Source organism: Rothia sp. (in: high G+C Gram-positive bacteria) (assembly GCF_015265375.1).
Classification (GTDB): domain Bacteria; phylum Actinomycetota; class Actinomycetes; order Actinomycetales; family Micrococcaceae; genus Rothia.
Genome location: NZ_JABZXW010000072.1, coordinates 1 through 8,951, shown reverse-complemented (window position 1 = coordinate 8,951; position 8,951 = coordinate 1). Strand labels below are relative to the sequence as shown.

General features: G+C 56.8%; 7 protein-coding genes and 1 pseudogene. 5 read left to right on the top strand and 3 right to left on the bottom strand.

Translation table 11 applies throughout. The features are described from left to right. A partial coding sequence (locus tag HXO69_RS08050) for an MFS transporter (protein ID WP_296546410.1) occupies positions 1-920 on the bottom strand: 920 nt, incomplete at its 3' end. 170 nt (positions 921-1,090) lie between these two features. On the opposite strand from HXO69_RS08050, the gene ftsY reads away from it, so the two are divergent. Both ftsY and HXO69_RS08040 read left to right on the top strand, forming a co-directional pair. Beyond that, on the top strand, positions 1,091-2,200 hold the full coding sequence (gene ftsY / locus HXO69_RS08045) for a signal recognition particle-docking protein FtsY (RefSeq protein WP_296546409.1): 1,110 nt from the start codon (positions 1,091-1,093) through the stop codon (positions 2,198-2,200). Between the two features lie 233 nt (positions 2,201-2,433). Further along, positions 2,434-3,234, top strand: a complete 801-nt coding sequence (locus tag HXO69_RS08040) for a hypothetical protein (RefSeq protein WP_296546407.1) — start codon at positions 2,434-2,436, stop codon at positions 3,232-3,234. Between the two features lie 86 nt (positions 3,235-3,320). Here the strand turns inward: HXO69_RS08040 and HXO69_RS08035 are convergent, their stop codons facing one another. Continuing rightward, on the bottom strand, positions 3,321-4,217 hold the full coding sequence (locus HXO69_RS08035; protein ID WP_296546405.1) for a hypothetical protein: 897 nt from the start codon (positions 4,215-4,217) through the stop codon (positions 3,321-3,323). A 209-nt stretch (positions 4,218-4,426) separates the two neighbouring features. After that, positions 4,427-5,344 (bottom strand): hypothetical protein, encoded by a 918-nt coding sequence (locus HXO69_RS08030; RefSeq protein ID WP_296546404.1) that lies wholly within the window; start codon positions 5,342-5,344, stop codon positions 4,427-4,429. 431 nt (positions 5,345-5,775) lie between these two features. Here HXO69_RS08030 and HXO69_RS08025 point away from each other — a divergent pair, with 431 nt between their 5' ends. The 3 genes and pseudogenes from HXO69_RS08025 to HXO69_RS08015 form a co-directional block, all read left to right on the top strand. After that, positions 5,776-7,461, top strand: coding sequence for a class I SAM-dependent DNA methyltransferase (locus HXO69_RS08025; RefSeq protein ID WP_296546402.1), 1,686 nt, complete (start codon positions 5,776-5,778; stop codon positions 7,459-7,461). Beyond that, a complete protein-coding gene (locus tag HXO69_RS08020; RefSeq protein WP_296546400.1) occupies positions 7,461-8,600 on the top strand; it encodes a restriction endonuclease subunit S in 1,140 nt (379 codons plus the stop codon). Before HXO69_RS08025 ends, HXO69_RS08020 begins: the two co-directional genes overlap by 1 nt. Positions 8,601-8,720: 120 nt before the next feature. Beyond that, positions 8,721-8,951 (top strand): annotated as a pseudogene (locus HXO69_RS08015) (glycosyltransferase); the annotation flags it as partial.

Genomic DNA, 8,951 nt, shown 5'->3' with positions numbered 1-8,951 from the left:
ATGTCGCCGCCGGTGGCCAAATACGCCGCCGCCAACGGAATAATCGACGACTGCACACCAAACACCGACCAGCCAATCGCCCAATTCGACACCAGCGCCGAACGGTAATTCGTGAACTTGCAGGCGTCGCGAACAGTCATCGCCGGCAGGTTGCTCTTACCCGAAGCGCCGCCGGACGCAGCGGGCTTAGCCACCTTGCCGGATGCGCCAGCAGGGGAGCCAGCAGGGGAGCCAGCCGCCGACGGCAGAACCCCGGTGCCCTTACCCTCAGCCAGCAGCGCCGCCTCCGTAATCGCGTCACGCTCCGCCTCCAGGGCAGCCTGCGAAGGCATCAAGAACCACACAATCAGGCCCGCCACCAGCAGCGAAAAACCATACACAATGAACGGCGCACGCATACCAAAGGGCGCCAGGGCGCTCGCAATCACCGGGCCCAGCAGGTTACCCAGCAGGAACGCCGTCGCATAATAGCCCGAAATACGGCCGCGCATATGCGCCGGGGACAGGCGCACCAGCAGACCCATCGCGGAGACCGTGAACATGACCGAGCCAATACCAGCCACCGCACGCGAACCCAGCAGCACCCAGTAATCCCAGGCGAACGCAATCATGAACGACGTCACCGACACAATCAGCATGCCGATCGTGTACACCGGACGCTCACCCCAGCGGGTAATAATCCTGCCCGCCGACGGCGCGAACAGCAGACGCGTAATCGCGAGCGCAGAGACCACCATCGTCGCCATGGTGACCGTCGCGTTAAAGTTCTGCGCGTAATTCGGCAGCACCGGCGCGACCAGGCCGAAACCCACCGCGATCATGAACGACGCAACAATCAGAACCTTCAGGCCGGTCGGCACGCGGTTCGGATTGATTGTGCGCGGGTCAAAAACAGGCGGTGTTGTGGCAGGGTTTCTCATACTCATCCTCGGGTGTGTGCGGTAGCCGCGGGCCCCACCCGCACCTGCCAGCAATATGTCGGCTAAAAAACTTCAATAGAGTCCAGTCTACTCCGCCGACAGCCGGGCATGCGCGTAACCTCGACCAGTCAAACCGCCCAAGCCGGTAAGCTAGTAGTGTGAATGAAACGATGATGATGATTTGCGCGATTGTGCTGGGTGTACTGGTTATTGCCGGTGTACTTTTCGCCGTTCTGCGCCGACCCAAGAAGACCGCGAACCTGCAGTCTTTGCGTCAGGAGGCGGCTAAGGCCTCCGGCAGTTCGGCGGAAGAACCCGAAAGCTCGGCACCTCGCGCTATTGAACTTGATATGCCTGACCCGTCCGCGGGTCGCCTGGTGCGTCTGCGTGCCCGCCTGGCTCGTTCGAACAACATGCTCGGCAAGGGTCTGCTGGCTCTGCTTTCTCGCGACCGCATCGACCAGGACGTCTGGGATGAGGTTGAGGAAACCCTGCTGCTTGCCGACCTGGGTTCTGAGCCGACCACCCGCCTGGTGGAGGCGCTGCAGCAGCGCGTGCGCGTTGAGGGTACGAGCAACCCCGCCGCCGTGAAGAAGATGCTCCGTGAAGAGCTCGTGAAGATTGTTCGCCCCGACATGGACCGCGAACTGAAGACCGCCGGCAGCGACGGCAACCCCGGCGTGGTGCTGGTTGTTGGCGTGAACGGCGTGGGTAAGACTACGACCGTCGGTAAGATTGCCCGCGTGATGGTTGCTGACGGTCAGTCCCTGATTCTGGGCGCCGCGGATACCTTCCGTGCGGCTGCGTCTGAGCAGCTGACCACCTGGGGTGACCGCGTGGGCGTGAAGACCGTGCGTTCCGAGAAGGAAGGCGCCGACCCCGCATCCGTCGCGTTTGATGCTGTGAAGACCGGCAAGGAGGAAGGCGTTGACACCGTGCTCGTGGACACCGCGGGCCGCCTGCAGAACAAGTCCGGTCTGATGGACCAGCTCGGCAAGATCAAGCGCGTGATTGAGAAGGAAGCGCCGGTCACCGAGGTTCTGCTCGTGATTGACGCGACCACCGGCCAGAACGGTATGGTTCAGGCGAAGGTCTTCGGCGATATCGTGGACGTGACCGGTATCGTGCTGACCAAGCTCGACGGCACCGCGAAGGGCGGTATCGTGGTCGCTATTCAGGAGGAGCTCGGCGTTCCCGTCAAGCTCATCGGCCTGGGTGAAGGCCCGGACGACCTGGCGCCGTTCGACCCGGAAGCATTCGTGGACGCACTGCTGGACTAACCTCCTCTTTCCCTCTGCGCCGAGAAGCCACATGTGTTTCGAGAAGCCACCAAAGATGTGGCTTTTCGAAACACATGTGGCTTTTCGCTTATCTGAAAGGAAAGGACAGAGCCTGATTTACCCCGGGGTAAATTGCGAGCAAAGGGTAGACCGCCGCATCAGGAATAGTCTGAAGAAGACATATTGGATGAGTGGTCACTGCATTACAAGGCCACCCAGAAGAAAGGCATGGCATGAACTGGTCACAATGGTTGAACTCAGCAACGTTAATCCTGCTGCTGGCGAGCGTAATTATCATCTTCGGGACGGCTGCAGCATCCGCTGTGAGGAGTATACCCACCTCGATTCGTTATTTGCGCGCCAAGATGAAGGGTGAAGAGAACACGCAAGAATCGGACGATGAAGACCGTATCGCAAATTTCTCTATTCTGGGCGACTCGGATTTTATCATCAACGTCGTGATGGGCGGATTTGTAGCCGTGGCGATGTGGGTGGCCATGCTGCAGCGAAGCTCTTCGGTAGAGGCTTTGGCGTTGGGCGCGGACATTTCGGTATTCGCGGTACTACTGTTGGGTGTGACTGCACTGGTGCGTTGTTCCAAGCGCGCACGGGCTAAGGGTAAGAAGATGAAGCCCAACGCCTTACTTGGTCTGGGGTATGTGACTTCGTCCGGTATGGCTCTCAGCTCTACTTTGTCGAATGGCATACACACGAGTGAGCATTGGTCGATGGCTCATCTGATTCAGGCGGGTCTTTCGGCGGGTTCGACTGACGTGGACTTTGTGAACGGTGTTATGGGTGCATACGGTGTTCCGGGGCTGGTAACTTTGGCTGTGTATACTGCGCTGTTCTTTGTGTGGGGGCTGCTCGTTCCGGAAGTTCTGTTGCACTCTGTCTTCCTTGCCGGTAGCGCGCTGGGAGGTCGTGCTGTGATTGTTGGATCGAAGCTGGAAAGTGCGCAGCGTCTTTTCACGGTGAGTATAATTCTCCAACTGGCGATGCACCTGGTATCGAGTGGTTTGTTGGCTAGGTAGCTAACTCTCTATTCGCTGAGAAGCCACATGTGTTTCGAAAAGCCACTTCTTTGGTGGCTTCTCGAAACACATGTGGCTTTTCGCGGTTAAGTTTGGAACAGGCCAGCAGTACGCAGCACCTGCAGAGCCTGCCTCGGACGGTAGATAGCGTCCTTAGCAGAAACACGGACGACGGCATACCCCGCATGGAGTAGTCGATCCTGGCGCGTCTTCTCACGAACCAGGTCCTCTTTGGCGTTGTACTTGACGTTGCCGTCCACCTCCAGGATGACTGGCCTGCCGTGGAGGCTAGTGGTGTGCAGTAGAAAGTCCACGCGATAGGTATGACCTTCGTAGATGATGGTTTCTTGCTGCTTGTAGCGGATTCCTTGGTCATCGAGAAGTAAACGCATGCAGGTTTCGGCAATGGATTCTGAGTGCGGGCTGAGTTCATGCCCGACGAGGCGGGCGGTCCTGCACCCGCGGCCTGATGCAGATGAGAGCTCTTTCTTGAGCTCCTCGTAGGTGAGCATATCCGGTTCCTGAGCGAAGCGTTGGAGGGCACTTTCGGCCAGTACGAGCCCGTCGCGAAAGGGTAGGGTTTTCACGCAGGTGGTGATAGCTGTTAGTGGCGTGACGGTGGGGATCCCCTCGGGCGTGTACACGATAGGGCTGTCTGCGGTGAGAGTGTCCTGGATGCGCTGGATGTTTTCTCGGCGGCCGCCTCCGGCTCCTCGTACTTGAACGCGGCGCGGTGGGCTGAGGGAGGAGATACCCCAGGCAATGGCGGCGCTTTGGGCGGCGAGGATGTTGGCGGGGTATTCGTTGAGGTGGGCGAGGATGCACACGTAGTGTTGGTCGGTGGGGTGTAGGTTGTTCCAGGTTTGGGTGGGGAGAAGGTGCCCTTTTGAGACGCGGGTGAGTTCGCCGCGGTTGAGGGCATGGCTCAGGGTGATTCGCGTGTGGGTTGCTGAGGTGATGAGTTCGGTGCGGGTGCGTATCATCGTTGATAGTTCTTCTCTGGTAAACATGCTTTAATTGCATCAAATGAGAGTATTTGTGTTCAAGTGTTACATTTATTTATTACGCCGAAAAGCCACATGTGTTTCGAAAAGCCACCAAAAACGTGGCTTTTCGAAACACATGCGGCTTCTCAGCGAGAGGGGTGTGGATAAGTTGAGTGAATACGGCTCGGTACCTTACCTACCGGATGCTACTTGTTGAACTGCGAAACAATCAGCTCAGCAAGTGCGGGCTGGCATGCTACCAGGTTCACAATAGCCAGGAAGAAGCTCATGCTTGCCTCCTGAACAGAAGGGCGAATGAGAATGCCGCGGTAGAGTGCATTCAGCGCCTTAACTGAGTACTTGAAGCACTGGAACAAAGCCGCAGCCAGGAAGACCACAGTAAGCAGGTTGAGCATGATCAGGGTGAAGCCTGCAGCGCCGTATGACGCAGTAACTGCCTCAATGAAACGCACAACCATGCCACCCTGAGGGTGAGACTCGAAGTGTCCGCTGACGGTGGTGTAGATGGTTGCCATGTTGTACTTACCCGCCCCGAGGAGAGTGAACCAAGCGCCACCAACAGTCGCCAGCAGGGAAGCAGGGTAGAGCACATTCAGAATGGCGTGCGCGGAGGAGCTAGTGCTCTTGGCATTAATCAGCTTTACCTGCCAGACGATGAGTGCGAGACAGGTAACCCAGCAGGCTGCGAGGGTCCAGCTGATAGTGGGCCAGCTGATGAGGAACGCGCCCGCGATAAGGAGGCCGCCAATAGCAGCAAGTGCGATGCTACCGAAGGCATCGTCATCACTTGCCTGCGCATCCTTGGAGGATGCGTGGTTGTGCGTGTGCTGGCTGTTGTCGATGGTGGTGCGGTTGCCGTCGCCGCTGATAGCTGCGGAGCCGTTGCCTACCTGCTGGTGGGTGTTGTGCACGCGGTTGCCATTGCCGTTGATGGTGCCGACGCTGAGCTTCTGCGTGATACCCCCGGTGTTGGTGCCCGCCTCAGCCTTCTTGGCTTCGGCGCGGGCTGCCCGGGTCTTGAACAAGGCGGTTGCCAACCCTGCAATTGCGGTGAGCAGGGGAATGAAGACCAGAGCGGCCTTATCGATGAACTGAGCGTCCATGAGTTTTTCTCCTTACGAGAAGAATCTGTCCCATCCCGTGTGGGCCTGCACATGGGACAGATGAATTTGTGGTCGTGCGGTGACCCTGTGTCTCAAATGTATGTTGGAGATTTAGGTAGCTGAGATTTTTGGGTTTACCCCGGGGTAAGCGAAAATTTGTCGGGCTGGGTGCGGGTTGGGGGAATATATTCTTTGAATTCCTGCGAGCGGGCGCTTCTTAGCGTCCTCCAGAAGCTACATGTGTTTCGAAAAGCCACCAAACATGTTGCTTTTCGAAACACATGTGGCTTCTCGGCGGAAGGAGAGAGGGGAGAAGGGACAGATGACCAGCCCGGTCACCTCGCCTCCGGTCAGCAGGGATAATAGAAACAGTTAGACACTCACATTGAGGACATCCGGGGAGCACCCCGGTGGCATTGAAAGGCGCAATAATGGCGAAAGAGCCTGTATCTCAGGGGTCGGGTGCCCCTACCACTCCGGCTGAGTTGGCGGAGATGCTGTGGAAGTCCGCGGATATTCTGCGCGGTTCCATGGAGTCCGGCGGTTACCGTGACTTCATGCTGGGTCTGATCTTCTTGAAGTACATTGGTGACACCTTCGATAAGGCTCGCGAGGATGTTCAGCACATGCTGACTGAGGAGTACGGCCTGGAGGGTGAAGCTCTGGCTGAGGAGCTGGAGGTCCCTTCGTACTACCACGCCCGCCATGCATTCTATGTGCCGGTTGGTGCTCGCTGGTCTGACCTGGTAAAGCAGGCGAAGGGTGACCGTGTGGGTGAGCTGGTCGACTCTGCTATGGATGAGATTATGGCTCAGAACCCGCCGCTGAATGGTGCCCTTGAGCCCATGTATGCGAGCGAGAAGGTGGAGCAGCGCACCCTGGCGCAGGTGATTGACCTGCTGTCGAACGCGAATTTCGCGGCGGTGCGTGATGGTGAGCATTCTTCGTCGAAGGATGTGCTGGGCTTCGTGTACGAGTACTTCTTGGGTAAGTTTGCTCGTGCGCAGGGTCAGAAGGGTGGCGAGTTCTACACCCCGACGACCGTGGTGAACACCCTGGTGGGTATGATTCAGCCGATGAGTGGCCGCGTGTATGATCCGTGCTGTGGTTCGGGCGGCATGTTTGTGCAGTCGAATAATTTTGTGCACCGTGCCGGTGGCGCGTTTGATGGCCGCCGTGAGGGTGAGCAGCGCGTGCTGGCGTATGGTCAGGAGCGTAACCAGGCGACCTGGCGTTTGGCGCGCCTGAACTTGGCGATTCACGGTATTGATGGTTCGGTGGGTGACCGCTGGCGTGATACGTTCGCTGAGGATTCGCACCCGGGTGAGCGTTTTGATTACGTGCTGACGAACCCGCCGTTCAATATCAAGGAATGGCATCGGGTTGAGGATGACCCGCGCTGGGTGTTTGGTGTGCCGCCGAAGAATAACGCTAATTTTGCGTGGTTGCAGCATGTGTGGTCGAAGCTGGATGTGAAGGGTTCGGCTGCTGTGGTGATGGCGAATGGCTCGTTGACGGCTGATACTGGCGGTCAGGGCGGTATTCGTCGTGCCATGGTTGAGGGCGACGCGGTGGCCGCGGTGCTGGTGCTACCGCCGAATATGTTTACGACGACGAGCTCCCCGGCGTGTGTGTGGCTGCTGTCGAAGGATAAGTCGGCGGGCGTGAATGGTTCGGTGGACCGTTCGGGTCAGGTCCTGTTTATGGATGCCCGTTCGATGGGTCATATGGTGTCTCGTACTGAGCGTGTGTTCTCTGAGGAGGATATCGCGAAGATTGCGAATACGTGGTGTGCGTGGCGCGGTATGCCGTCGATGTATCATGCGGACGGTTCGCTGGTGAAGGCTGGCGAGGAGCCGACTGCTGGCGTGTATGAGGATGCGGCTGGTTTCTGCTTCTCGGCCTCGCTTGAGGATGTGCGGGAGCAGGATTTTGTGCTGACTCCGGGCCGCTACGTGGGTAGTGCAGTGTCTGAGGGTGAGAGCGCTCAGGAGCTGGATGCGCGTATCGCCGGCCTGCGTGAGCAGCTGCTGGAACAGTTTGCTGAGTCGGAGCGCCTGGGCGCGGTCGTGCGTGAGCAGCTGGCCTCGCTGGACCTTGAGGGCGGTGAACTGTAGTGGCTGTACTGTCGGACGCTCAGCGTGAAGCTGGGTGGACTGTTGCTAAGCTGGGGGATATTGCGACTCTTGTTATGGGAACTTCACCTAAAAGCAGTGATGTTGTCGATTATCCTTTAGGTATGCCGCTACTGAATGGTCCTGCTGAATTTACCGATAAATATCCGGTACCAGTTAAGTGGACTGAGAAAGGTATCCGTTTTAGTGAACCTGGAGATATTTTATTTTGCGTGAGGGCGACCTTGGGGAAAATGAATTTCTCCGATCAACGGTATGCTATTGGTCGTGGCCTGGCAGCAATTCGCGGTAAAGATAAATTGCATACGCGGTATATTTACTATACTTTGATTTCGACTATGGAATCTATTTTGCGAAATGCAAATGGAACAATTTACCTGAGTGTCACTAAGTCTGATGTGGAGAATTTTGATATTCCAATTCCCCCACAGGATGTCTTGGAGCGGATTGCCGGGATTTTGGGGTCACTCGACGACAAAATTGAAGCAAATACCCGCCTCATCCAAACCCTTTTGGATACTGCAGATTCTGTTTTTCAGAAATTCTATTCTGAATGTGAGTTGTCAGAATCAACATACGCTTCGCTAGAAGTTTATGGTGGAGGAACTCCCAGTACGAAGAATGAAACATATTGGGGTGGAGATATTCATTGGCTAACTCCTACAGATGTTACTTCTCTAGGGTCGCCAATACTATTTGAGACAGCACGCAAGCTAACAGAAGATGGCCTTAACGCATGCTCATCAAAACTCCACCCGGCTGGGTCCATTATGATGACGTCTCGAGCCACGATTGGTGCATTTGCTATTAATCAATATCCGGCTGCGACTAATCAAGGTTTTATTGTTGCTGTTCCCCAACGTGAAGAGGAACGATGGTGGATATATCACCATATGAAGAAAGACGTACCTGAAATGATTAACTCAGCAAATGGTACGACCTTCTTGGAGATTAGTCGTAGAACTTTCAAAGGACTCCCTTATAGTTCTTTGTCTTATGAAGATTTGGATAGGTTCCACGCTGTCATCAACCCTCTATATGAGCTGGTGAAAAGCTCTGAACAAGAGAACCTTCAGCTCGCCGCGACCCGCGACGCTCTCATTAAGCGCCTCATTGGCTAGACGCTAGGGGAGTAGCGCATCCGCCATGCCCGGTTGGTTCACACCGACCGGGCAGGGCGTGCCAGCCCACTACCACGCAATCACCTACTTCACGCCCGCCTCAGCAAAGGAGCTAGCACCATGGCACCCACCAACCACCCCGGAACCCCGACCGGTACTCTCCCCGGGGCATCTAACCACCCCGTCTACCGGCCCAACAACGCCACCTACAGCACCCTCGCTGAACTCGTCGCACCCTACAGCCTCTCACGCATCCAGCTCACCGAAGCCGTCGGCATCGCCACCAAACCCACCGTCAACACCTGGGTCAAACAGTGCTGCCCCAACCTCCCGCAGGGCGCCCCCGTACCC

Coding starts and splice junctions, on each gene's coding strand:
- HXO69_RS08040 (WP_296546407.1), top strand. CDS start 2,434: ATGAACTGGTCACAATGGTTGAACTCAGCAACGTTAATCCTGCTGCTG.
- HXO69_RS08035 (WP_296546405.1), bottom strand. CDS start 4,217: ATGATACGCACCCGCACCGAACTCATCACCTCAGCAACCCACACGCGA.
- HXO69_RS08025 (WP_296546402.1), top strand. CDS start 5,776: ATGGCGAAAGAGCCTGTATCTCAGGGGTCGGGTGCCCCTACCACTCCG.
- HXO69_RS08030 (WP_296546404.1), bottom strand. CDS start 5,344: ATGGACGCTCAGTTCATCGATAAGGCCGCTCTGGTCTTCATTCCCCTG.
- ftsY (WP_296546409.1), top strand. CDS start 1,091: ATGATGATGATTTGCGCGATTGTGCTGGGTGTACTGGTTATTGCCGGT.